Source organism: Streptomyces sp. NPDC058308 (assembly GCF_042880275.1).
Lineage (GTDB): Bacteria > Actinomycetota > Actinomycetes > Streptomycetales > Streptomycetaceae > Streptomyces.
On sequence record NZ_JBHVZA010000012.1, the window covers coordinates 100421 to 124274 of the forward strand.

General features: G+C 73.6%; 17 protein-coding genes and 1 pseudogene. 9 read left to right on the forward strand and 9 right to left on the reverse strand.

The annotated features are described in order from the left end of the window. Window positions 1-15 precede the first annotated feature (15 nt). From ACFVYL_RS18280 to ACFVYL_RS18290, 3 genes are all read right to left on the reverse strand, one after another. Entirely contained in the window at window positions 16-1518 is a 1503-nt protein-coding gene (locus ACFVYL_RS18280) for a nickel transporter (RefSeq protein ID WP_389717050.1), read from the reverse strand. Beyond that, window positions 1515-2840, reverse strand: coding sequence for a hypothetical protein (locus ACFVYL_RS18285; protein WP_389717051.1), 1326 nt, complete (start codon window positions 2838-2840; stop codon window positions 1515-1517). Before ACFVYL_RS18285 ends, ACFVYL_RS18280 begins: the two co-directional genes overlap by 4 nt. 194 nt (window positions 2841-3034) lie before the next feature. Further along, on the reverse strand, window positions 3035-4594 hold the full coding sequence (locus ACFVYL_RS18290) for a DUF4331 domain-containing protein (protein WP_389717053.1): 1560 nt from the start codon (window positions 4592-4594) through the stop codon (window positions 3035-3037). A gap of 159 nt (window positions 4595-4753) precedes the next feature. Here ACFVYL_RS18290 and ACFVYL_RS18295 point away from each other — a divergent pair, with 159 nt between their 5' ends. After that, complete coding sequence (locus tag ACFVYL_RS18295) at window positions 4754-5350, forward strand: sigma-70 family RNA polymerase sigma factor (RefSeq protein ID WP_389717056.1); 597 nt, start codon at window positions 4754-4756, stop codon at window positions 5348-5350. A gap of 229 nt (window positions 5351-5579) precedes the next feature. Further along, on the forward strand, window positions 5580-5849 hold the full coding sequence (locus ACFVYL_RS18300) for a hypothetical protein (protein WP_361168343.1): 270 nt from the start codon (window positions 5580-5582) through the stop codon (window positions 5847-5849). 144 nt (window positions 5850-5993) lie between these two features. Here ACFVYL_RS18300 and ACFVYL_RS18305 read toward each other — a convergent pair. Further along, window positions 5994-6777, reverse strand: a pseudogene (locus ACFVYL_RS18305) (ABC transporter permease). A 68-nt stretch (window positions 6778-6845) separates the two neighbouring features. After that, entirely contained in the window at window positions 6846-7778 is a 933-nt protein-coding gene (locus ACFVYL_RS18310; protein ID WP_389717059.1) for an ATP-binding cassette domain-containing protein, read from the reverse strand. A 63-nt stretch (window positions 7779-7841) separates the two neighbouring features. Here ACFVYL_RS18310 and ACFVYL_RS18315 point away from each other — a divergent pair, with 63 nt between their 5' ends. Beyond that, on the forward strand, window positions 7842-8585 hold the full coding sequence (locus tag ACFVYL_RS18315) for a TetR/AcrR family transcriptional regulator (protein WP_389717062.1): 744 nt from the start codon (window positions 7842-7844) through the stop codon (window positions 8583-8585). Between the two features lie 24 nt (window positions 8586-8609). Here ACFVYL_RS18315 and ACFVYL_RS18320 read toward each other — a convergent pair whose 3' ends face one another. From ACFVYL_RS18320 to hmgA, 3 genes are read right to left on the reverse strand one after another with little or no spacing between them, the layout of a single operon-like run. Further along, window positions 8610-9812: a type ISP restriction/modification enzyme gene (locus ACFVYL_RS18320; protein WP_389717065.1), complete on the reverse strand. Its 1203-nt coding sequence runs from the start codon at window positions 9810-9812 to the stop codon at window positions 8610-8612. Window positions 9813-9837: 25 nt separating this feature from the next. Continuing rightward, window positions 9838-10587, reverse strand: a complete 750-nt coding sequence (locus tag ACFVYL_RS18325) for a GntR family transcriptional regulator (protein WP_389717068.1) — start codon at window positions 10585-10587, stop codon at window positions 9838-9840. 27 nt (window positions 10588-10614) lie between these two features. Then, window positions 10615-11964, reverse strand: a complete 1350-nt coding sequence (gene hmgA / locus ACFVYL_RS18330; protein ID WP_389717070.1) for a homogentisate 1,2-dioxygenase — start codon at window positions 11962-11964, stop codon at window positions 10615-10617. A gap of 102 nt (window positions 11965-12066) precedes the next feature. Here hmgA and ACFVYL_RS18335 point away from each other — a divergent pair, with 102 nt between their 5' ends. From ACFVYL_RS18335 to ACFVYL_RS18355, 5 genes are all read left to right on the forward strand, one after another. Beyond that, a complete protein-coding gene (locus ACFVYL_RS18335; protein WP_389717073.1) occupies window positions 12067-12720 on the forward strand; it encodes a TetR/AcrR family transcriptional regulator in 654 nt (217 codons plus the stop codon). A 67-nt stretch (window positions 12721-12787) separates the two neighbouring features. Further along, window positions 12788-13645, forward strand: coding sequence for a hypothetical protein (locus ACFVYL_RS18340; protein ID WP_389717075.1), 858 nt, complete (start codon window positions 12788-12790; stop codon window positions 13643-13645). Beyond that, window positions 13626-19142 (forward strand): caspase family protein, encoded by a 5517-nt coding sequence (locus tag ACFVYL_RS18345; RefSeq protein ID WP_389717078.1) that lies wholly within the window; start codon window positions 13626-13628, stop codon window positions 19140-19142. Before ACFVYL_RS18340 ends, ACFVYL_RS18345 begins: the two co-directional genes overlap by 20 nt. A gap of 121 nt (window positions 19143-19263) precedes the next feature. Further along, complete coding sequence (locus tag ACFVYL_RS18350) at window positions 19264-20757, forward strand: CitMHS family transporter (protein ID WP_389717080.1); 1494 nt, start codon at window positions 19264-19266, stop codon at window positions 20755-20757. Next, window positions 20757-22004 (forward strand): MFS transporter, encoded by a 1248-nt coding sequence (locus ACFVYL_RS18355; protein ID WP_389717082.1) that lies wholly within the window; start codon window positions 20757-20759, stop codon window positions 22002-22004. The genes ACFVYL_RS18350 and ACFVYL_RS18355 overlap by 1 nt, the downstream gene beginning before the upstream one ends. Window positions 22005-22050: 46 nt before the next feature. On the opposite strand, the gene ACFVYL_RS18360 is transcribed toward ACFVYL_RS18355, so the two are convergent. Further along, on the reverse strand, window positions 22051-23265 hold the full coding sequence (locus ACFVYL_RS18360; RefSeq protein WP_389717085.1) for a S8 family serine peptidase: 1215 nt from the start codon (window positions 23263-23265) through the stop codon (window positions 22051-22053). A 331-nt stretch (window positions 23266-23596) separates the two neighbouring features. On the opposite strand from ACFVYL_RS18360, the gene ACFVYL_RS18365 reads away from it, so the two are divergent. Continuing rightward, complete coding sequence (locus ACFVYL_RS18365) at window positions 23597-23824, forward strand: rhodanese-like domain-containing protein (RefSeq protein ID WP_389717088.1); 228 nt, start codon at window positions 23597-23599, stop codon at window positions 23822-23824. Window positions 23825-23854 lie beyond the last annotated feature (30 nt).

Below are 23854 nucleotides of genomic sequence, written 5' to 3' on the forward strand. Positions count from 1 at the left end.
CTCGACAAAAGTAGCTCAACCGAGCGCGGTTGCGGCCCCCTTGAACACCAATCCACACCCAAGGGCGAGGACGACACAGGCGGATCCCAGCGGCAGGAGCCGCCGGGCGCGACGGCTCAGCCACCCCGGCCCGAGGCGCCGTCCCGCGAAGGAACCCACGCGGACCACGAGGAACCCCGCGGCCGACAGCGTGACGGCGAGCCCCACTCCGTACGCCACCACGAGCAGCAGCCCGAACCAGGCCTCGCCGAGCGCGGCGGCGCCGACCAGGACGACGACGGCCGAGGGACTGGGCACCAGGCCACCGGCGAACCCGAGGAAGAGCATGCCGCGCAGGCTGCCTCCGGGGGAGTGGGTGTGGTGTGTGTGGCCGGGCGCGTGCTCATGCCCATGCCCGTGCTCATGCCCGTGCCCGTGCCCGTGATCAGGCCCGTGCCAGTGCTCGTGTTCCGCACCCCGCCCCCGCCGCCACGCCCTGCGCACGAGCAGCACGCCCGCACCCGACACGAGCACCCCGCTCACCACACCGAGCCAGGCGACCACCGACGGTGCCGCGGCCGAACCCCCGCTCACCAGGAGGCCGAGGGCGAGCACGCCCAGCGTGTGCGTCACGGTCACGGAGGCGGCGAGCGGCAGCACATCGCGGGCGCGGGCGCGGCCGCGGGCCGCCGCGGTGGCGGCCATCAGCGTCTTGCCGTGCCCGGGGGCCAGCGCGTGCAGGGCCCCGAGGAGCACGGCGGCGGCGAGGGCGAGCGCCGCGAAGCCGGGAGTGAGCGGATGCCGTCCGACGAGCCCGGTCAGGGCCTGTGTCCACCGGTCGGCGCCGCGGGGCAGCACGGCGGCGATCCCGTCCTCTTCCTCAGGCCCGTCGTCGGTGAGGGCCGGGCCACCGGGCGTGATCCGCAGCGACGCCGACACGGTGTCGGGCGGCGCGGAGAGCAGGCGCTCCGGGTACCGGGTGAGCCGCTTCGACGCGGAGGTCTCCGGTACGTCGGAACGGGCCAGGGTCATCCGGTCGCCGCGGGCGGTGATCTCGCGCCAGCCGGTCCTGCCGTCCGCCGCGCCGCCGCGGAACCGCACGGTGACGGACACGCCCCGGGGCAGCAGCGTGCTCAGGGCGCACTCGACGCGGAGCGTGTCGAGCCCCGCCTGACCCGGGCGGGCGCTGACCCGCGCGGTGTCCACGGCGAGCTCGGCGGGCCGCCCCGCGACGCTGACCCGGGTGGTGTCTGCGGCGTCCCGGCACCGTCGGCGGGCCCATTTGCCGCGGCCCGCCTCGCGGATGCGGGGCGCCGCCTGGGCGGCCGGGATCTCGGCGAGGTCCTCCACGTGGTCGACTTTCAGACGGCCCGGCTCGGCCAGCAGCCCGTCGTAATGGCTGACGGTGAAGTTGTTCAGGGGGTGGGCGTGCGCGGTACCGCCAGGCGCGCCCAGAGCGAGGATCACCCCCAGCGCCGCGGCCGCTCCCCTGAGCCACTTGCGCCTGCCTCCGCGCCCGCCCTTCGCCCGGAGCCTCATGGCGCACCGCCCCCGAGCGCCCGCAACGTCGCACGCGCCTCGCGTGAACCCAGCGGCGAGAAGCCGGGGTTCAACCGCAGCGCCGCCGCCAGCGATCTCCGTGCGGCCCGGCCGTCGCCGGTGGCCCACTCGATCATTCCCAGGTGGTACAGGAACGACGCCTCGCGGAACCCGGCCCTTGTCGCCCGCCGCGCGTACCGCAGTGCCTCCTCGTCCCGCCCGTTCACGTGCAGGGCCCACCCGAGGGCGTCGGCCGTGTGCACCGTCCGGCGCCGGTTCCACTCCGCCCGCGCCGTCCGCAGCGCCACTGCCCGGTCCCCGTGGTCGGCCTCGGCGAGCGCGGTCTCCAGATCCGGGTCGACGCCGTTCGCGCGGGCCAGCGCGGCCCACGCGTCCACGAGGCGGTACTGCTCCCGGGCCCGCTCCGTGTCGCCCCGCACCTCGTACAGTTCGCCGAGCGCGAGCAGTGGCCCCGGGAGCGGCTGTCGCTCCACGACCGACCGCAGTCCGGCGACCGCCGGGGCCGTTTCGCCGCCCGCCGCCCGGCTCCGGGCCCGGCACTCCAGGGCAGGGAGATAACCGGCGTCGGCCCGCAGCGCGGCCCCGCAGTGCCGCAGCGCGGTGCGGTAGTCGCCCTGGCGCCAGGCCAGTTGCCCCAGCGCGGTCGACACGTACGCCACGTCGCCCGGCGCCGACGCCCCCTCAAGCGCCCGCTCCAGGACGCGTCGCGCGGTTCCGACGTCGCCGCGCAACTCCCGTACGTACGCGTACCGCGTGAAGACGGGGACCCCGGGCCGCCGTGCGTCCGCCTCGTCGGCCGCGCGGGACGCCGCGCCGTACCGCCCGAGTTCCACCAGGGCGTCGATGCGCGTGGCCAACGCCCTTTCGCTGTACGGGTTCTCGGCGAGCGCGTCGGTGGCGTGGCGCAGGGCGCCGCGGAAGTCGTGCCGGGCGGCGGCCACCGCGGCGCGCCCCGCGAGCGCCGCGTCGTTGCCGGGGCGCAGCTTCAGCGAGCGGTCCAGGGCGCGGTCGGCGGCGCCGTAGAGGGCGGGGTCGCCGCGGGTGCGGGCCTGTTCCACGTAGGCCGTGCCGAGCGTGGCCCAGGAGACGAAGTCCTTCGGCTGGGTGCGCAGGCGGGCCCGGAGCGTGTCCACGCCCCGGTCCAGGTTCCCGCCCCGCAGCGCGTCGGGCGCCGGCGCGGGGCCGGTGGCGGCGGCGGGCCGCTCCGTCCCTTCGTCGGCGCCGAGCACGACGGCGCCCGAGGTGAGGGCGAGCGCGAGGGCGACGACGGCCACGGCGTTCCGTACGGAGTTGCGTTTCATGGGAGTGACCAGACTTTCCGGGTGACGGACGAGCCGGACGGGGCCCGGAGCGGATGGCGGCGCGGCCCGCGGGAGGGAGCGCCGCGGGCCGCGCCCGTTCGGGGCGGGCAGCCGGTTTCCGGCTGCGGGGTGGGTCGGGTGGTGCGGTCCGGTGGTGCGGACCGGTGGTGCGGGCCGGTGGTGGGGACCGGCTCTCAGGAGATTCCCGCGGCCGTCCGCCGCCGGGACCGCCACCAGCCGAGGCCGAGCCCCACGAGGAGCACTCCGGCGGCCCCGGCCGCCGCGGAGGCGATGAGCACCGTGTCGTCGGAGCCCCCGGACGAGGACGAGGACGGGGACGAGGCCGGCGGTACGGCTCCGCCCGCGAGGGCGTCGCGCGCCGAGGTCCCGTCGGCGCCCCCGCCGGCCAGCGGACCGCGCGAGCCGGACGTGGGCAGTGCCAGGTAGGGGAAGGTCCCGCCGAACGCCTGGTCGTTGGCGTTCACCGCGTCGCCCAGATCGTTCTTGGACCCCACGAGTTCGCCCGCGACCGCCTGCAGTTCGATGTCGACGACGTCGTCGGCGAGGCGCCGCCCGTTCGGGAAGCCCGCGTTGTCGCCGTCGAGGACGCCGAGCCGCTTCGGATCGGCGGCCGGTTTGACGGAGGTGTTGAGGCGCAGCTCCTCCGCGGGGCGCACGCCGGGCGGCTGGTTGAGGTCCTGCACGCCGGTCAGGAAGACGGAGACGAGATCCTTCCTGGGCTCGGCGGGCGCCTTCACGCCGTAGAACTTCTCAAGCAGCTTCGCCAGCTCGGGCTTCTGCACGTACGGAAGGAACCGGGCGTCGTCCCACGGAGCCGAGGCGTTGAACCCGTCCTTGTCCCGCAATGGCACTACGACCTCGTTGACCAGCGGGTTGCCGAGCCGGGAGAGCTGCGTCCAGTCGCCTCCGGCGTTCTTGCGCTCGGTCGTCGACCAGATGCCCACCGTCGGCTGCTTCTCCGACTGGCGGATGCCGGCGCTGGGCACCTGCAGCGCGACGGTGTTCACGTTGTAGCCCTTGAGCGTGTCCCGGCCGACCTCCGAGAGGTCGCCGCCGTACAGCAGATCGAAGACCCGCAGGTCGAGGAAGAAGGGGTCGTCCGCCTGCCCGACGTACGACGTGCCGCCGCCCGCGACCTTGCGCACGGCCTGGTCGCGCAGCTTCTTGTAGTCGGGCATCGACGCCTTGCCCACCCGGGACGGCGCGATCGGCAGACCGTCGGCGATCTTCTTGGTGGAGACGACCTTCTGGTCCTTCAGCTTCAGCAGATCGATGTCGTACGTCTGTGTGATGTTGAGGTCGGGATCGTCGAGGGCCGTCACGGGACCGGTGTTGTAAAGGAAGGTGTTGCCGTTCCTGACCTTGGTGTCGAACGTCCACCGGTAGAGCAGATCGCCCTGGCCGTCCCCGTCGCTGTCGATGTGGATGTCGTAGCGGGCGTCCTCGGGGAAGAGGTAGAAGTTCGGTCCGCCCGCGGGCTCCTCGAAGGGGATCCAGTTGGCGACGAGCGTCGTGGTGTCGGGCTTGTCGGGGCTGACGAACGCGTACACGTCCGTGTTGTCGTACTGCGGCTGCCCCGAGATCAGCGGGGCCTCCCGGTGGCTGGAGGCCCGGGCGGCCCCCGGTTCCAGCGCGCTCACCCCGGTGGCCACGAGCCCCCCGGCGGCGAGCGCGCCGCAGACCAGTGTGGCGAGGCCGCGACGCCTCGCCCGATTCCCGCTGATCGCTGTCATCGCATCCGTCCTCACGCCTGACGTACCTGACTGACACAGGCCGTTCGGGGCCGCGGCGCGGGTGGATTGGGCCGATGTCGCGTCCTGCGCATCCGCGGCGCCTCCCGCGCCGAATTCCTGGTGCCGGACAGCCGGCGCGGGAGCGGGGGAGGGGAACGGGTGGAGGCCGAGACGTTGTTGCTACGGGTCGCCGCGGGGGACCAGGAGGCGTTCGAGGAGCTGTACGGACTGGTGTCCGGCCCGGTTTTCGGGCTCGTGCGCAGGGTGCTGCGCGATCACGCGCAGTCCGAGGAGGTGGCCCAGGAGGTGCTCGTCGAGGTCTGGCGGACCGCGCCCCGGTTCGATCCCGGGCGGGGCAGCGCCCTGTCCTGGATCCTGACGCTCACGCACCGCAGGGCCGTGGACCGGGTGCGCAGCGTGCGCGCGGCGCGGGAACGCGAGACGCGGGCGGCGCGATTCGGGGAGGGACCCGCCTTCGACCACGTGGCCGAGGAGGTCGAGGCGACGCTCGACCGCGAGCGGGTGCGGGATTGTCTGCGCAGCCTCACCGACCTCCAGCGCCAGGCCGTCACGCTCGCCTATTACGACGGCTGCACGTACCGGGAGGTGGCCCGGCACCTGTCCGTACCCCTGGGGACCGTCAAGACCAGGATGCGGGACGGGCTGCTGCGGCTGCGGGCGTGCCTGGAGACCGCGGCGCCGGGTCCGGGGCCGTCCGGGCCCGTCAGGAGCGGGGGAAAACCGCACGTGAGATAGCCCACGTGCACCGGTGTGCGCACGGCGCCCCCCGCCGTCACCGGCGGCTGCGGGCGACCGTTGTCGGGGTGTATGTCCAACTCGCCCTGGAATCCCGCAGATCCGGAGAGTAATCGTCAACCTCCTTATGGGGTAGGTGAATCCTGTGACCGGGATACACGTGTGTCATGACAGGGCGATAGGGTTAACCTGCCCTGGGCCGGGTGCCCTCGTACGGGTGGGGAGTGACATGGAACAGATAACGGTGCGCAGCAGGGCGCGTGTCCCTGCGATCACTTGTGGCAGCAGCGCGAGCAGTTCGCGTCTCGATCGTCATCTCTCGGTGCTGGGCGGCCCCGCCGTCCCGCAGCGCGAGTCGCACGAGGCGACACTGCTGATGCGCGAGCTGACCTCACGTGACGCCGCGCACGCCCGCAGCAGCAGGGGTGCCCGAGTGAGGCGAGTCTCGCTCTTCGCGCCGCTGCGCAGGCTGCGGCGTTCGCTGTTCGGCGGACGCTGACCGCGGGTGGTCCCCGGGACGGAACCGCCGCTCCGCGGCGGGTCTTTCCCACCCACCCCGCTCCACCCCGTCATGAGTCACCACCACCCCCGCCGACCCATGCCCTGAGCACCCATCTGATGCCCCGGCAGGCCCCGCCCGGCCTCAGCGTCCGCCGCGCGCGTACCGGCGCGCGGCGAAGCGGTACGCACAGGGCGAGCAGCGCCAGCGACCAGAGGACCGATCCCGCCACCGGATGCGCCACCGGCCACGCCGCGTCCGCCGGGACGGGGGCGTTGCCGAACAGATCACGTACCGCTGTCGCCACCGCGCTGATCGGATTCCACTCGGCGACCAGACGCAGCCCCGACGGCAGGTTGTCGGTCGGGAGATACGCGTTCGACAGCAGCGGCAGCATGAACGTGGCGCTGCCCAGCTGACCCGCCGCCTCCTCGCTCTGTGAGGCGAGCCCGAGCAGGATGCCGACCCACGTGGTCGCGAACCGCAGGAGCATCAGCAGCCCGAACGCCCCCGCCGCGGCGAACGGGCCGCCCTCGATCCGCCACCCCATGGCGAGCCCGACGAGCGCCAGCGGCACGAGCCCCGCCGCGGTGGTCACCAGATCGGCGAGCGCCTGGCCGAGCGGCACGGCCGCCCTGCTCATCGGCAGCGTCCGCAACCGGTCCAGCACGCCCCGGTGGGTGTCCTGGGCGGCCGTGAACATGCCGGTCATGATGCCGTTGGCGGCGGTCGCGACGAACATCCCGGGCACCAGGAAGGCCCGGTAGTCGGAGCCGGGCATCGCGAGGGCGCTGCCGAAGACGTATCCGAAGAAGAGCAGGAAGACGATGGGCATCGTCTGGGTCATGACCAGGATCGCGGGGGCGTGCCGGACGCGCTGCAGGTGCCGGCCGAGTACGACGGTGCCGTCGTGGAGGAGGGCGCTCATGGGGGAGATCTCCGGGAGTCGGGGTCGGGGTCGGGGTGTGGCGGGCGGGGCGGAGAGGGCGGTTCGCGTCACGGGATGAGCCGCAGGAAGACGTCGTCCAGGGAGGGCCGCCGCAGGCTCGCGTCGACGACGGGGACCCCCGCCGCGTCCAGTGCGCGCACGAGCCGGGGCAGCGTGAGCGCGGGATCCAGGGTGACCACTCCGGCGGTGCGGGACTCCGCGTCGAGCACGGGCTCCGCCCCCGTGAGCCGGTCGAGGACCACCGCCGCGGCGGGCAGCGCCGCGTCCTGTGCGACGACGACCTCCGCGTAACTCCCGATCTGTGCCTTGAGCTCCGCGGGTGTACCGCGGTGCGCCGCCCGGCCGCCGTGGATCAGCACGATGTCGTCGGCCAGCTGATCGGCCTCCTCCAGGTACTGGGTCGTCAGGAGCACCGTCGTGCCCTCGTCGGTGAGCCGGCGCACGGCCTCCCAGATGCCGTTCCTGCTGTGCGGGTCGAGCCCGGTGGTGGGTTCGTCGAGGAAGAGCACGGCGGGCCGGGTGAGGAGACTCGTCGCGAGGTCGAGGCGGCGCCGCATGCCGCCCGAGTACGTGCGGGCCGGGCGCTCGGCGGCCTCGGCGAGCCCGAACTGTTCGAGGAGTTCGTCGGTGCGTGAGCGCGGCGCCCGCAGGAGCCGCCCGAAGAGGCGCAGGTTCTCACGCCCGGTCAGGTCGCCGTCGACCGACGCGTACTGCCCGGTGACACCGATGTGCCGGCGCACCGCCGCGGGCTCGCGCACCACGTCGTGACCCGCGACCCGGGCGGTTCCCGCGTCCGGCGTCCGCAGGGTGGCGAGCACCCGCACCGCGGTGGTTTTGCCCGCGCCGTTGGGGCCGAGGAGCCCGCAGACGGTGCCCTCGGCGACGGCGAGGTCCAGGCCGCACAGGGCGTCGACGGCCGTGGCGCCGGAGCCGAAGCGCTTCTCCAGACCCTCACTAAGTACAGCGTACGTAGAAGTCATGGCGGCACCGTACCTCACTACGTACGCTGTACGTAACTAACATGGTGGGCGAGGTGATGATCCATGGCGGGCCGAGCGGCCACTCCCGAAGTGATCTGGGCGCGCCCCGAGCGTGCGGGCCGCGGCCCCCGGCCCGCGTACAGCAGGGCCGACATCGCGGCGGCGGCCGTCCGCATCGCCGACGCGGACGGCATCGACGCGGTGTCCATGCGGCGCGTGGCGGGTGAGCTGGGCTGCGGCACCATGTCGCTGTACAACTACGTACCGCGCAAGGAGGACCTCTACGAGCTCATGGTCGACGCGGTCAGCGGCGAGTACGAGCTGTCCGAGGAGGCCGTGGGCGGCGACTGGTACGCCGGGATGCTCGGCATCGGGCGGCAGGCCCGGGCGATCCTGCACCGGCACCCGTGGATGGTGCGCGTGATGTCGACGGTCCACGGTTTCAGCCCGAACGCGCTGCGCTATCTGGAACACTGCCTCGGTGTCCTGGAGACCCTGGACGCGCCCCACGGCACCAAGATGGAGCTCATCGCGATGGTCAACGGCACGGCGCTGACGTCCGTGGCCAACGAGATCGCGATCGCCGAGCGCACCAGGGGCCTGCCGTGGTCGGCGGATCAGGAGCAGGAGGTGCGGTTCGCCTACCTGGCAGGGCAGTTGGCGGGCGGGGCGTATCCGCGGCTGTCGGCGATGCTGACGGGGGCGCCGCCGCCCGGCGGCGCGGACGAGAGCTTCGAGCGGGCGCTCCGCCGCCTCCTCGACTCGTTCCGGCCCGCGGTGCGGGAGGGTGCCGGGTCGGACGGCTAGACCGTGGTCCTCAGACCTCAGACCTCAGAGCAGCGCGAACTGCCCGTCCGGGCCCTCTTCGTGGTGGTCGAGGACCGAGGCGGGGCGGCGGGCCGCGTCGGGGACGGGCAGGACGCCTGCCCGGCGCAGCTCGTCCTCGGTGACGGTGGCGTGCAGGGACGCCGCCAACTGCTCCCGCTCAGGGCCGAGTTCGGCCGTCAGCGCAAGAACCGTGATCAGTTCGAGCAGCTCGGACGTCCACGTCCGGGGCCAGGTCGCGGGCCGGATCGCTTCGAGCGTCCCCGCCTCCGCCGCCTCCGTGCGCAGCGCGAACCAGCGCTCCACGACGCGCACTCCGCTCACCTCGTACTCCCACGCCTCCCTCGGCACCGGTGAGATGACGCCCTCGTCGCCGATCCGCAGGATCTCCTCCTCGGCGTCGTACGCGAGGGCGGTGGGCCGGGCGGGCAGCGGGGCCCGGACGTACGGCCTGCGGCCGCCGGGGAGCTTGGGCCGCTCGCCGTTGCCGCGCAGCCGCAGCCGGAGCAGCCGTCGGCCGAGCTGCACGCCCCGCGCCCAGACACCGGCATCGCGGGTGAGCGGCACCCGGCAGCCCGCGGCCGACCCGGTGCCGGCCGCGAGCACCCACGCCAGGAGGTCCCGCGCGGTGACCTCCTGGCCGAGCACCTCCGCCAGCCACACGAGCAGCCCCGGCGCCACATTGGGTTCCAGGCCCCCGGGGCGGCGGAACAGGGGCCGGATCCGCCCGGGCCGCCCGGCGGGCGAGCGCCCGTCCGGCAGTACCCCGGACGCGAGGACGGCCGGACCCGCCGCCCCGGGCACGTACCCCTGCTCCACGGCGAAGAGCTGACCCGCGCCCGCGACCCGCCACAGTTCGGGGCGGGCGACGTCCAGGAGGCGGTGGTCGGGGATCAGCCACTGCTCGTCGTAGGGGCCGTGCAGGACGCGGACGGGCTCGGGGCAGGGGCCGCTCTCCCTGGCCAGGCGGCCCGTTCCGCCGTGGTGGCCGGGGAGTTGGGCCACCGCGGTGTGCAGGGTGCGGGCGCGCGTGGGGCGGAAGAGGGCCTCGCGGTCGTCGCCGCGGGCGCGGACGAGGGCGTCCCAGCGGGCCTTCAGGGATGCGGCGTCCGGGCCCATCGGCCACCCGCGTCCCGGCCGGAGCGGTGCGACGGACCACGGCATGAGGTCCGCGAGCAGCGGCGCTTCGTCGTGCGTCACGCCCGGCATCGTACGACGTGTCCGGCCGGGTCCGTCACGTGGCGTCGAGCGTGACCGAGAAGGAGAAGCGGTCGCCGCGGTAGTGGATGCGGGCGACGTCCAGAGTCCGGCCGTCCTCGTCGTAGGTGATGCCCGTGTAGTGCAGGATCGGGCTGAGCAGCGGCACTTCGAGGAGCCGGGCGGTCTCCGGGTCGGCGAGCGTGGCCTCGACGGTGTCGGTGATGCGGCTGATGCGGACGCCCACCACGTCGCGCAGGACCTTCGTCATGGGCCAGCGCACGAGGTCGTCCGGCTCGATGCGGGCGGCCAGTTCGGGGCGGACGTAGTTGCGGGCGTGGTTGGTGGGCTCCCCGGTCTTCTCGTCGCAGCGCAGCCGGTGGTACGTCGCCACCTCGGCCGAGTCCGGGAAGTGCCCGGCGAGTTCGGCGGGGAGCGGGGCGGTGCCGTGGTCGAGGAGCCGCGTGGTCATGCCCGACTGCTGGGCCACGATCGCGTCGACCGAGCCGAGCAGGCGCACGGGCGAGCCGCGGTGCGCGCTCGGCTCGATGAAGGTGCCGCGCCGCCGGTGGCGGGTGATCAGACCCTCGTCCTCCAGCTCCTTGAGCGCCTGCCGCATGGTCAGCACGCTCACGCCGTAGTGCCCCGCCAACTGCTCCTCGGTGGGCAGCCGGAGCGGGGCCTCGGGGGCGCGGCCCAGTATCGAGGCGCGCAGGGACTGCGACACCTGGTACCAGAGCGGGAGTTTCCGATTCAGGACGATCGAGTCCGGGGCGAAAGCGGTCACGTCTCTCCGAATCAGAGTGGTTTCGCGTCAGTTACGGAAGTGGCGCTCCAGACCCTGCCACACGTCGTCGTAGCCGCGCTGCAGGTGGGACGCGGTCGCCGCCTGCTCCGTCGCCGTCACCGGCCAGCGGGTCTCGAACATGAAGGCGAGGCCGTCGTCGATCTTCTGCGGCTTCAGCTCGGCCGCCGACGCCTTCTCGAAGGTCTCGCGGTCGGGTCCGTGCGCGGACATCATGTTGTGCAGCGATCCGCCGCCGGGCACGAAGCCCTCGGCCTTCGCGTCGTACGCGCCCTCGATCAGGCCCATGTACTCGCTCATCACGTTTCGGTGGAAATACGGCGGGCGGAAGGTGTCCTCGCCCACCAGCCAGCGCGGCGCGAACACGACGAAGTCGACGCCCGCGAGGCCCGGGGTGTCGGACGGCGAGGTCAGGACGGTGAAGATCGACGGGTCCGGGTGGTCGTAGCTGATCGAGCCGATCACGTTGAAGCGGTGCAGGTCGTACACGTACGGAACGTGGTTGCCGTGCCAGGCGACCACGTCGAGCGGCGAGTGGTCGTACGTCGCACGCCACAGGTTGCCGCAGAACTTGTTCACCACCTCCACCGGGCCCTCGACGTCCTCGTACGCCGCCACGGGCGCCCGGAAGTCCCGGGCGTTCGCCAGGCCGTTGGCGCCGATCGGGCCGAGATCGGGGAGCTGGAAGGGCGCGCCGTAGTTCTCGCACACGTACCCGCGCGCGCTCGCGTCGAGGAGCTCCACGCGGAAGCGGACGCCGCGGGGGATCAGCGCGACCTCGCCCGGCCCGGCGTGCAGCAGCCCGAACTCGGTGCGCAGGAGCAGTCCGCCGTGCTCGGGCACGATGAGCAGCTCGCCGTCGGCGTCGCTGAACACCCGGTCCCGCATCGAGGAGTTGGCGTGGTAGAGGTGGATGCCCATGCCGGTGCGCTGGGTCGCGTCGCCGTTGCCGCCCAGGGTCCACAGGCCCGCCAGGAAGTCCGTGCCGGGCGCGGGCTCGGGGAGCGGGTTCCAGCGCAGCCGGTTCGGGTCGGGGACCGACTCGGCGAAGGGGGCGGTGCGCAGGGCGCCGTTGTCGACGCGGGTGAAGCGCGGGTGCGCGGCCGAGGGGCGGATGCGGTACAGCCACGAGCGGCGGTTGTGCGCGCGGGGCTCGGTGAAGGCGCTGCCGCTCAGCTGCTCGGCGTAGAGGCCGAGGGGTGCGCGCTGGGGGGAGTTGCGGCCGTGCGGCAGGGCGCCGGGCACGGCTTCGGAGCTGTGTTCGTTGCCGAAGCCGGAGAGGTAGGCCAGCCCCTCGGCGGTCTTGCGTGCCTCGCTCGCGTCCGCCCGGCCCGCGTTGCCTGCGTGGTCCCCGATCATCACACCGCTCCCTCGTCAGTGATTCCTATGGGACACCGTAGGATTCACTTTTTCCTTCCGCAAGAGGAAGCGGGAAGGTGAGCGATGCTCTACTCTCCCGGAATGCCCCACCCGAACCCGCCCAAGGACCCGCGACCCGACCCGCGGCCCCCGGCCTCCCTGCGCCGCGTCCCCGTGCAGGAGCGCAGCGCCGAGCGCCTGACGCGGATCCTCGACGCCTGCGCCGCCGTCCTGGACGAGACCGGCTACGAAGGCCTCACCACCCGCGCCGTGGCCCAGCGCGCGGGCGTCCCGATCGGGTCGCTCTACCGGTTCTTCGGCAACAAGAGGGCGCTCGCGGACGCGCTGGCCCACCGCAACCTCGACGCGTACGCGGAACGGGTGGCCGCCCGGGTGACCGGCGTCGAGCACGGCGACTGGCGCGGGGCCGTCGACGCCGCCTTCGACGAGTACCTGGTGATGATGCGCACGGTGCCAGGCTTCGGCCTCGTCGACTTCGGCGTCCCCTCCGCCCCCGAGGCGATGCCCGACGCGAACCTCCAGGTCGCCGAGCGGGTGGCCGCCCTGCTCGCCGTCCACCTGGGCCGCCCGCTCGACGCAGTCCTGCGCCGCACGATGCTGGTCGGCGTCGAGGCGGTCGACGCGGTCCTCCAGCTGGCGTTCCGCGCCGATCCGGCCGGGGACGCCCAACTGATCGACGAAGCGCGGGAGTTGCTCCACGCCTATCTGCGACGCCGCCTCGAAGGACCCCGCTGAGGCAGGGCGCGGGCGCGGCCTTCGTTGCTAAGGTGATCGCACCCGAAGGAGGAGCCGGGGGTGCTCGATGGCGCGAGTGGTCTGCCTGCACGGCATCGGTCAACAGTACGGCGGCGAAAGGGAGTTGCACGGGGACTGGTTTCCCGCGCTGGCCGACGGGCTGACCAGGGCCGAAGCCCCCGCACTCGACGCGGACGACGTGACGTGCGCCTTCTACGGCGACCTGTTCCGCCCCCGGGGCCGCACCCTGGCCGCGCGGGACGCGCCGCTGGACGCCGGTGACGTCGAAGCCGGATTCGAGACGGAGCTGCTGCTCGCGCTCTGGGAAGAGGCGGCCCGTACCGACCCGGCGGTCGTGGCGCCCGACGCCAGGACCCTCGTCCGCGCCCCGCGCTCCGTCCAGCGGGCCCTCAACGCCCTCGGCAACTCGCGCTTCTTCGCGGGCCTGGCGATGCGCGCCCTCGTCCACGACCTGAAGCAGGTCCGTGCCTACCTCTGCGACCCGGCCGTGCACGAAGCCGTGCAGCGCCGCGCCGGGGCGGCCGTCACCGACGACACCCGGGTGATCGTCGGCCACTCCCTGGGCAGCGTGGTCGCCTACGAGGCGCTCTGCGCCCACCCCGAGTGGCCGGTGCGCTCGCTCGTGACGCTCGGCTCCCCGCTGGGCATCCGCACCCTGGTCTTCCAGCGGCTGCGCACCGGCGAGGGCGCCGGTCCCGGCCGCTGGCCGGGCCGCGTCGCCCACTGGACGAACATCGCGGACGCGGGCGACGCCGTCGCGCCCGCCAAGGACCTCAGGCCGCTCTTCGGCGAGCGGGTCGTGAACCACCTGGTGCACAACGGCGCCCGGGCCCACGACGCGACCCGCTACCTCAACACCCCCGAGGCAGGCCGGGCGGTATCCGATGGCTGCCACCTCGGCTGAGACGGCCGGCCCGCCGGGCGACGCCCCGCGCCGCTTCCTGATCTCCACCGCGGTGACCGACGTGCACCGCCACCCCGAACTCGCCCTGCCCGAACTGGCCGACGACGTCCGCCGGATCGACGACCTCTTCCTCGGCACGCTCGGCTACCGGCCGGGCGCCGACCCCGGCATCGACCCCACCCGCGCCGGACTCCTGGCCGCCCTGCGCACGTTCGCGCGGGCACCGGAACGGACCCCCGACGACTACGTGGTGCTCTACATCGCCACGCATGGCGTCACCTCGCAGGACAGCGGCCGCCACTACCTCCTCCTCGCCGACAGCGACGCGGACGACCTGCGCGGCACCGCACTGCCCACCGACGACCTGATCGCCCAGCTGTGGGAGGAGACCGTCTTCGAACGCCTCCTCGTGATGATCGACGCCTGTTACGCGGAGGAGGGCACGGACAAGGCCCTGAGCAGCGCCCTGGAGGCGCGACGCGGCCGCCGCACGAGCACGAGCAGCACCGGGCTCGTGCTCGTCGCCTCGTCGCGGCGCAAGGAGGAGAGCTCCGCCGGGGCGCTCTCCGCCGCCTTCGACCGCTCCGTGCGCCGCCGGGCGACCGCCGGACACGCGCCCGCCCACATCAGCCTCAACGACGTCATGAACGCGGTCGCCGCCGACCCCGAAGTGCCCGCGACCCAGGTCCCCGTCTGGTCGTTCAGCCACGGCAGGGCCGCGATCCCCGCCTTCCTGCCCAACCCCCGGCACATCCCGGACGCGGCCGGCCTGAAGCTCGACGAGATCGACCGCATCGTCGCCCTGCGCTCCCGGGAACGGGCCGCACGCGAACAGGAACTCCTGAGCTTCTTCCTGCCCCGCGCCCGTGGCACCGACGTCTCCCACGACGAGGTCTGGAACTTCACCGGCCGGCACACGGCCCTCGCCGACCTGGCCTCCTGGCTCACTCCGCAGCGGGCCGCCGAGCGCCTGTGCGTGGTCACCGGCGACCCCGGCTCCGGCAAGTCCTCACTCCTCGGCATGGTGGCGGTGCTCACCGACCCGGACCGCAGGGACTCCGTGGAGCGCGGCGAGCTGCCCGCCGCCGCCGTCCCCGAGCGCGGCGCCGTCGACGTCGCCGTCAACGCGAGCCACAAGTCGACCCGGCAGCTCCTGGACGCCATCGCCGCCGCCGCGGGGTGCGCCGCCGGATCGCTCGGCGCGCTCGCCGCCGAACTCCAGCTCAGGAGCGCGCCGTTGGTGGTTCTCGTCGACTCCGTGGACGAGGCGCTCGCCCCGCACGAGACCGTCGAGGAACTCCTGATCCCGCTCGCCGACCCCGAACGCCAGCTGCCGCTGCGCCTGTTGGTCGGCGCCCGCCCGCACATCGCGCGGCGCCTGCCGGGCACGGCGCGGCGCGTCGACCTCGACGACGCGCGCTACGCCGACCCCGAAGCCGTCCGCGCCTACACCCGCAAGCTGCTCACCGTCCCCGGCTCGGCACTCGCCACCGCCGACGACCGCCTCGTCGACGCCATCGCCCAGGCCGTGGCCGAGGCGGCCGGGCGGTCCTTCCTCGTCGCCCGCATCACCGCCCGCACCATCGCCCGCGAACCGCACCCGCCCGACCCCGACGACCGGCGCTGGCGCGACGAGCTCCCGCGGCTGCCCGGCGAGGCGATGGAGCGCGATCTGGTGCAGCGCCTCGGGGCCAACGCCGGACAGGCCAGGGACCTGCTTCTCCCGCTGGCCTATGCGCAGGGCGCGGGCCTGCCCTGGGCGGGCATCTGGCCCCGGCTCGCCGCCGCGATCACCGGACGCGACTACCGCGACGAACACATCGTGTGGCTGCGGCAGGCCGCGGGATCGTACGTCGTGGAGAGCGTCGAGGGCGGCGGCTCCGTCTACCGCGTCTACCACCGGGCCCTCATCGAGTACCTGCGCGAACACCAGGACGCCGTCCGCGTCCAGCGGAAGGTCACCGAGGCCCTGCGCGGCCTCGACCACCCCTACGTACGCCGCTACCTGGCCCTGCACGCCGGTGAGGGCGGCGTCCTCGACCCGCTGGTGCAGGACGCGCGCTTCGTCCTGGACTCCGACGGCGGGCAACTCCTCGCGGCGATACCGCGGTTGAGGACGGCGGCGGGGCGCAGGGCCGGGCGCGCCGTGCGGGACGTGGAACAGCTGCTGCGGCACCGGCTCGTGACGGATACCGACTCCGGGGTGCGGGCCCGGCTGCGGCTCGCGGCGGTGTGCCGCAGGGCGGACGCCCTCGCAGCGTCCTGCGACGAGGGCGGAGAGCTGCCGTGGCGGGCGCGGTGGGCGGCGTGGAATCCGCACGAGGGCTCACGACGGTATGAGGGGATGGGGTACGGGGCGGCCTACGGGGTGGTCGCGTCCGACACGGAGCGGCACCAAGCCTGGTTCTTCCAGCGGCGGCCCTGGCGGGAGGCCACGCAGAGCTGGGACCTGGACACCGGGGAGCACTGGGAGGCCACCTCGGTCGACAACACCCTGTTCTCCCACACGTGGGCGGGACCGCCGCAGCAACCCGGGCACGCCGCGGTGCTCTCCCACGACGAGTACCCGGAACTGGACGCCCTCGGCAGGCCGTTCACGGTCAGGCGGGACCGTCTGCTGCACCTGTGGGACGTGCCGAGCGGGGGTTGCTCGACGTGGCGGCTGCCGCCGGAGCCGGGCTTCGACGCCGAGGACGCGTACGGCCGCCTGGTCCTGACGGCGGCCGAGCAGGTGGTGGTCCTCGCCGGGGCGGATCGCCCGATGGCTGAGCGGGGGTGGGCCGCGCTGCGCTTCGCTGACGGGACCGTCCTGGTCTACGCGCTGGCGAACGTCACCGCCCAGGTGCCGCTCACCCGCAAGCAGCTGCGGTCCGTGTCCTCGTACGACCTGCGGCTGCGGCAATCCCGCGACGAGAGGCTCGCCGCCACCTGTCTGAACGTCTTCGGCACCCGGGCCCCGCGCACCTCCGGCCTGAACCTGCGGTACGTCACGAGTTGCGCCGCGCCGCGCGGACTGCCGCCGGGGACGCTGTTGCTCGGCCACGTGGACGGCACCGCCGCGCTGCAGAGCGTCCGCAGCAGCGCCTTCGACGTGGTGGAGACGGGCCACGACGGCGCGGTGACCCACCTCGACCTCGTCACCGAGCACCCGCAGGGGCAGCTCCTTGTGACCGCGGGGGTCGACGACACCGTGCGCCTGACCTCCCTCGGCGACGGCCTGCGGGTCAGGACCCTCCTCAAGGGCGCGGGGCCCATTGCCTCGCTCGCCGTCCGCAAGGCCGGCAGGCAGTGGCTCGCCGCGGTCGCGACGTCGCGCGGGGAGCTGCACCGCATCGACGTGGACAGCGGCCGCCCGGTCGGCCTGCCGCTGCGCACCGACGCGGGCACGTCCGTCCGGGTGGCCGCCTTCGCCCTCGGCGCGGTGGACTGCGTGTCGGTGCTGGGGGACCGGCGCGGGCTCCAGCTGTACGACCTGGTCACGGGGGAGCGTGTCGGCGGACAGGTCCGTCCGCACGAGGCGGCGGCGGTGTGCGCCGTGGCCGGCACGGCCGTGGTGGGCGGCAGCGACGGCGTCGTACGCCTGTGGCCCACCGCGCACGCCGCGGACTCCACCCAGTTCACCGCCCACCACGGCCCGGTGCTCGCGGTCGGCGAGGTGCGGGGAGCGGGCGGCGGGGCGGTGCTGGTGAGCGTGGGCAAGGACCACGAGATCCACTGCTGGGACCCGGCCGACTCCAAAGAGCTGTGGCGCCTCGACGTGCCGTGGCCGGGCCCCTGGGACATGTCCCTGATCGAATGCGCGGCCGTCGGCCGCACCGCCGACGGCCGTGACCTCGTGGTCACGGGAGAGAGCGGCGGCCGGGTCAGGGTGCTGGCGCTGCGGGCCGGACTCCCGGTCGCGGAGCGGGAGTTCACCGTGCCGGGCGTTCCCGCGCGGCTCACGACGGGCCGTGTCGGAGCGCGCGACGTGGTCGTCGTCGGCACGGACACCGGCCGTGTCCTGTGCTGGGACGTCACCCACGACCGCTGGTACGCGCAGGGCCCCGCCCCCGCCGGACCGGCGTGGACGAGCGCGCTCGCCCTGGCACCCGACGGCAGCGGAAGTCTCCTCGTCGGCGCGGACGACGGGAGGGTGCGGGAGTGGTCGCTGCCGTCCTGCCGGGCGGCCGGTGAACCGGTGCGGGCGCACCGGGGGCGTGTGTCCGCCGTCGCCTTCGCGCCGAGCCCCGCGGGGCCGCGGCCGGTCAGCGCCGGTGACGACCACCGCCTTGTGGTCCTGCCGGGACGGGCGGCCTCGGGCGCGCTGTGGGAGCGCCGGATGCCCGTGCCCGTCACGTCGTTCGGCGCCGCGGGCGACGCCTTGCTGTGCGGGGACGACCTCGGCCACCTGTGGCGTCTGGCGGCGACCGCGCAGGGCTGGGACCTGACGGAGGCGGTGGACGCGGTCCGCCCGGTCTCCGCCGTCACCACCGTCACCGTCAACGGCCGTACCGACGTCGTGGCGGGCAGCCCGGACGGCTCGCTCCAGGTGCGCGACGGCGGCGACGGCCTGCTGACCCAGCGGCTGCGTCCGGTGTGCGAGAGCGGGGTGCGGGAGCTGGTGGCCGCCCGGTGGCCCGTCCCCGACGGCGCGCCGCGGCCCCTGCTCTTCGCCCGCAGCGAGCTCGGCGTCCTGGAGTACTGGGACTTCGCGCGCGGCGACGGGCGCGTGGTGCGGCGGGCCGGTGCCCCGCTGCGCACACCCGTCGAGCACAGCGCGCACGGCCCCGCCTGGCTCGCCGCGCTCCCGCCGGACGGGGACGGCGTGCAGAGCCTCCTCTCGCTGGCCGTGTGGAGCGGCCCCGACGCCAGCCGCCTTGCCGTGCACGACGTGCGGGACGGGCCCCGGCTCGACGTGCCCTGCTTCGATCCCGGCCGGGAGCCGTCCTTCTCCGACCTGCGCGCGCTGCGGTTCGGGGACCGGCTCCTCGTCGCCCTGCCGACCGTCCACGACGGGCTGTACCTCGTGGACGCGACGACCGGGCGCCGCCTGCACCTGCCGGACCGCGCCGCGTGGGGGACGTTCGCGCTGAGTGCGGGCGGGCGCCACGAGCTGCTCGTGGTCGGCCGGGAGCAGACCAGGATCCTGCCCATGGAGGAGCCCCTCGCCGCCCTGGCGCGGCCCGTCGACCGGCGGACCCGCCTGGAGGGCGCCCGGCGGGCCAAGGCGGTCGCCCCCTCCCTCGCCGCCTCCCACGAGCACGCGCCCGCGCTGCTCGACATCAAGCTCGTGGCGCTGTTCCCGGGAGCCGGGGAGTACGCGGTGGCGGCGCGCGGGGCGCTCGCCGTCGTGGGCGTGCGCGACGGCAAGGCCCGCAGCCGCCTCGTCCTGCCCTCCGTCTGCACCGCCCTGGCCGTCGGCCCCGGGGGCGAACTGGCCGTGGGCACCCGCAACGGCCTGGTCCTCTTCGACCGGCCCTGGGCCCCAGCCGCACCGGCGCCGGACGTACGTCGTTGACCAGGAGTTTTGCGCTTATTGCTCGCGCGTCAACATCTTGTTAACGCTGGATGGCGGGTCCTAACGTCATCCGGACCGCCAGACCTGGTGGGAGTTCGATGGTGAACGATAGGTAGCCCCCATGCTGACAATCCTCGGATTCGTCATGATCGCCACCTTCCTGGTGCTGATCATGATGAAGAAGATGTCGCCGATCGCGGCACTGGTGCTGATCCCCGCGCTCTTCTGCGTGTTCGTAGGAAAGGGCGCCCATCTCGGGGACTACGTCCTCGACGGCGTCGGCAATCTGGCGCCCACGGCGGCCATGCTCATGTTCGCCATCGTGTACTTCGGCGTCATGATCGACGTCGGGCTCTTCGACCCGGTCGTCCGCGGCATCCTCCGCTTCTGCAAGGCGGACCCGATGCGCATCGTCGTCGGCACCGCCGTGCTCGCCGCGATCGTCTCGCTCGACGGCGACGGCTCGACGACCTTCATGATCACGGTCTCGGCGATGTATCCGCTCTACAAGCGCCTCAAGATGAGCCTCGTCGTCATGACGGGCGTCGCCGCCACCGCCAACGGCGTCATGAACACGCTGCCCTGGGGCGGTCCGACGGCCCGCGCGGCGACCGCCCTGAAGGTCGACGCGGCCGACATCTTCGTACCGATGATCCCGGCGCTCGCCATGGGTCTCGTCGCGGTGTTCCTCCTCTCGTACGCACTGGGGCTGCGCGAGCGCAAGCGGCTCGGCACGCTGTCGCTCGACGAGGTCCTGAAGGACGAGGTACTGAAGGACGAGATCCTGAAGGACGAGGGTCTGGAGAAGGAGACGGCCGACGGGACGGTGCTCGTGGGCGCGGGTGGCGGTGAAGGGCGTACGTCGCTCACGAAGAAGACCACCGGCGGACCCGGCTCCGGCACCGACGCGGCCGCCCCAGCCTCCGCCCCCGCGGCCGGTCCGGGCGACACGGACGACACGGACGACGACGGCTTCCAGGGCCTCGACCCGCACCGCGCGACGCTGCGCCCCAAGCTCTACTGGTTCAACGCGGCCCTCACCGTCCTGCTGCTCACCGCCATGATCATGGAATGGCTGCCGATCCCGGTTCTCTTCCTGCTCGGCGCCGCGCTCGCCCTCACCGTCAACTTCCCGCACATGCCCGACCAGAAGGCCCGCATCGCCGCCCACGCGGAGAACGTCCTCAACGTCACCGGCATGGTCTTCGCCGCCGCCGTCTTCACCGGCGTCCTCACCGGCACCGGCATGGTCGACCACATGGCCGACTGGCTCGTCGACGCCATCCCCGACGGCATGGGCCCGCAGATGGGCCTGGTGACCGGCCTGCTCTCCATCCCGCTCACGTACTTCATGTCCAACGACGGCTTCTACTTCGGCGTCCTGCCGGTCCTCGCCGAGGCGGGCCAGGCGCACGGCGTCTCCACCCTGGAGATCGCCCGCGCCTCCATCGCCGGACAGGCCCTGCACATGTCGAGCCCGCTGGTGCCCGCCGTGTACGTCCTCGTCGGCATGGCCAAGGTCGAGTTCGGCGACCACACCAGGTTCACCGTCAAGTGGGCCGTGCTCACCTCGCTCGTGGTGCTCGGCGCCGGAATCCTCTTCGGCATCATCTGATGCCGACCGCGTCATCCGGGCCCGGTGGCAGGGGCTGGCTGCTCCGTCTCGTCATCGCCTTCGGCTTCGCGCAGGCGGCGGTGTCGATGGCGCGGCCCGCCGTCTCCTACCGGGCCCTCTCGCTGGGCGCCGACGAACGGGCCGTCGGCGTCATCGCGGGCGTCTACGCCCTGCTCCCGCTCTTCGCCGCCGTGCCGCTCGGGCGCAGGACGGACCATGGGCGGTGCGCGCCGCTGCTGCCCGTCGGCGTCGTCCTGATCTCCGGCGGCTGCGCGCTCAGCGGCACGGCCGGCTCCCTCGGCGCGATGGCCGCGTGGAGCGGCGTGATGGGGCTCGGCCACCTCTGCTTCGTGATCGGCGCCCAGTCGATCGTCGCCCGGCAGTCCGCACCCGACGAACACGACCGCAACTTCGGCCACTTCACCATCGGCGCCTCGCTCGGCCAGCTGGCCGGGCCGCTCGCGGCGGGCGCCCTGATCGGCGCCGACATCGAGCGCACCAGCGCCCTCGCCCTGCTCGCCTCGGCGGCGGTCGGCGCGGTCTCGCTGACCTCGCTGTGGCGCATCGAGCACGTCCGTGCCGCGGGCGGTCCGGCGCGGCGGGCCCCGAAGGTGCCGGTCAAGCGGATCCTGCGGGCCCGGGGCGTCCCCGCGGGCATCTTCATCAGCCTCGCCGTGCTCTCCGCGACGGATATCCTCACCGCCTACCTGCCGGTGGTCGGCGAGCACCGGGGCATCGCACCCGCCACGGTCGGGCTGCTGCTCTCGCTGCGGGCCGCGGCGACCATCGCCTGCCGCCTGGTGATGACGCCGCTCATCGAACTCCTCGGCCGGACCGCCCTGACCGTCGCCACCTGCGCCCTTGGCGCGCTGCTCTGCGCGGGGGTCGCGCTGCCCGTGCCGGTGTGGGGCCTCGGCGCGATGCTGGTCCTGCTCGGCTTCTGCCTGGGGGTCGGCCAGCCGCTCTCGATGACGACGGTCGTCCATGCGGCCCCGGCCGACGCCCGCTCGACGGCGCTCGCGCTGCGCCTGACCGGCAACCGCCTGGGCCAGGTCGCCGCCCCCGCGTCGGCGGGCCTGATCGCCGGAGTGGCGGGTGTGGCCGCACCGTTCGTGATGCTGGGCGGGCTGCTGCTCGTCGCGGCGGGGCTCGGCGCGCGAAGGCGTCCCGGAGGCGACGACGGCCTCCGGGACGCAACAGCGCGTACGCGGCGGAGAGTTACGCGATGCAGAACGACGCCGCGATGAGTGACGCCGCGATGAGCGACGGCGTGATGAGTGACGCCGCGATGGGTTACGGGACGATCTTGAGGAGCTTGTTCGGCGAACCCGAGCCCGGGCCGGTCACCACGTTCGGCGTGGCGCCGTTCACCAGGGCCGAGGAGACCTGCGCCGGCGTGGCCGAGGTGTGGCCCGCCAGGTAGACCGCCGCGGCGCCCGCGACGTGCGGGGTCGCCATGGACGTGCCCGAAATGGTGTTGGTCGCGGTGTCGCCGGTGTTCCACCCCGCCTTGATGCTGACGCCCGGCGCGAAGAGGTCGAGGACCGAGCCGTAGTTGGACCAGCTGGCCCGCGCGTCGGTGTTGCTCGACGCGCCGACCGTGATGGCCTCCGGGACCCGGGCCGGGGACGAATTGGCGGCGTTGGTGCCTTCGTTGCCCGCCGCGACGGCGTAGCTCACACCGTCGGCGATGGACTTCTTCACCGCGTTGTCCAGGGTGGTGGACGCGCCGCCGCCGAGCGACAGGTTGGCCACGGCGGGGGCTCCGGCGGCGTGGTGGGAGGTCACCCAGTCGATGCCCGCGACGACCCCGGCGGTGGTGCCGGAGCCGTTGTTGTCGAGCACGCGGACAGCCACGATCTTGGCCTTCTTGGCCACGCCGTACGTCGTGCCCGCGATGGTGGTGGCGACGTGCGTGCCGTGACCGTTGCCGTCCTGGGCGGTGTTGTCGCCGTCCACGGCGTCGTAACCGTTCACGGCACGGCCGCTGATCTCGGTGTGCGTGATGCGTACGCCGGTGTCGATGACGTACGCGGTGACGCCGCCGCCCGCGCTGTCCGGATAAGTGTAGGTGCCGGACAGCGGAAGCTTCGGCTGGTCGATGCGGTCCAGGCCCCAGGGGGCGTTGGACTGCGTGGCGTCGACGTGGAGTCTCTGGTTCTGCTCGACGGTGGCGACCGCCGGGTCGGCGGCGAGTCTCCGGGCTTCCGGCGCGCTCAGCCGCACGGAGTAGCCGTTGAGCGCGGATCCGAACGTCTTGTGCACCGAGCCGCCGTACCGGGCTATGAGGTTCCTGCCCCGGTCCGTGGTGGCCTTGAGACCCGAGCTCGTCTTCAGCGTGACGAGGTAACTGTCCTTGACCGCGTCGGCCGAGCCGGCCGCGATGACGGTGCCCTCGGCGGGGGCGGCCTGGGCGGGCAGGGCGGTGACCGCGCCGAGTACGGCGGCGGCGGTGGCGGTCGAGATCGCGGCGGCGATCACGGTCTTCTTGCTGCGCAGCGTGGCCATTACGAGGGAGTCCTCCTCATGGGCGGCGCGCCCGGGGTCGGGCGACGCGACAGTGGGGTGTGCGGGAGACGCACACGGAGACGGGAGCGGTGAGTACCGCTCCCGTCGCGATCAGTAGCGTGGCCGCTGCGCCGGTCCAGATCAAGGGAGTTGACGCCTTGTCATGCGTCTGTCATGTATCCGCAATGGATCGCGGGTGGGGCGGGGTGGGGCGTGTGGCGAACACAGGGACGTTCGACGTTCGTCATGAAATGTACGGAATTCCCCTGGAGGTCCCCCGGTTCGCGCGCAGATCCGGGGTTGTGCCAGTTAGGCAACTCCCTTTGCCGCAATGGGCGTTTGGCGCACAGGCTGCGTCCCAGAAAGCCTCAGCACGCTGCGGGCCTCGTCGGCCGGTCTGCCCAGCGGCCCCCTCGCCTTCGTGTGCCGCACCGGCAACCGCGGTGCGCGGGCCGCTGCGCGGGCGATCCTCGCGGGCCGGTCCGCTGTCCACAACGTGGTCGGCGGCCTCGACGCATGGGAAGCGGCAGGGCTGCCGGTCACCCGGCCGGAGATATGACACAGGCTCTGACGCCGCCCGCGACGTGCG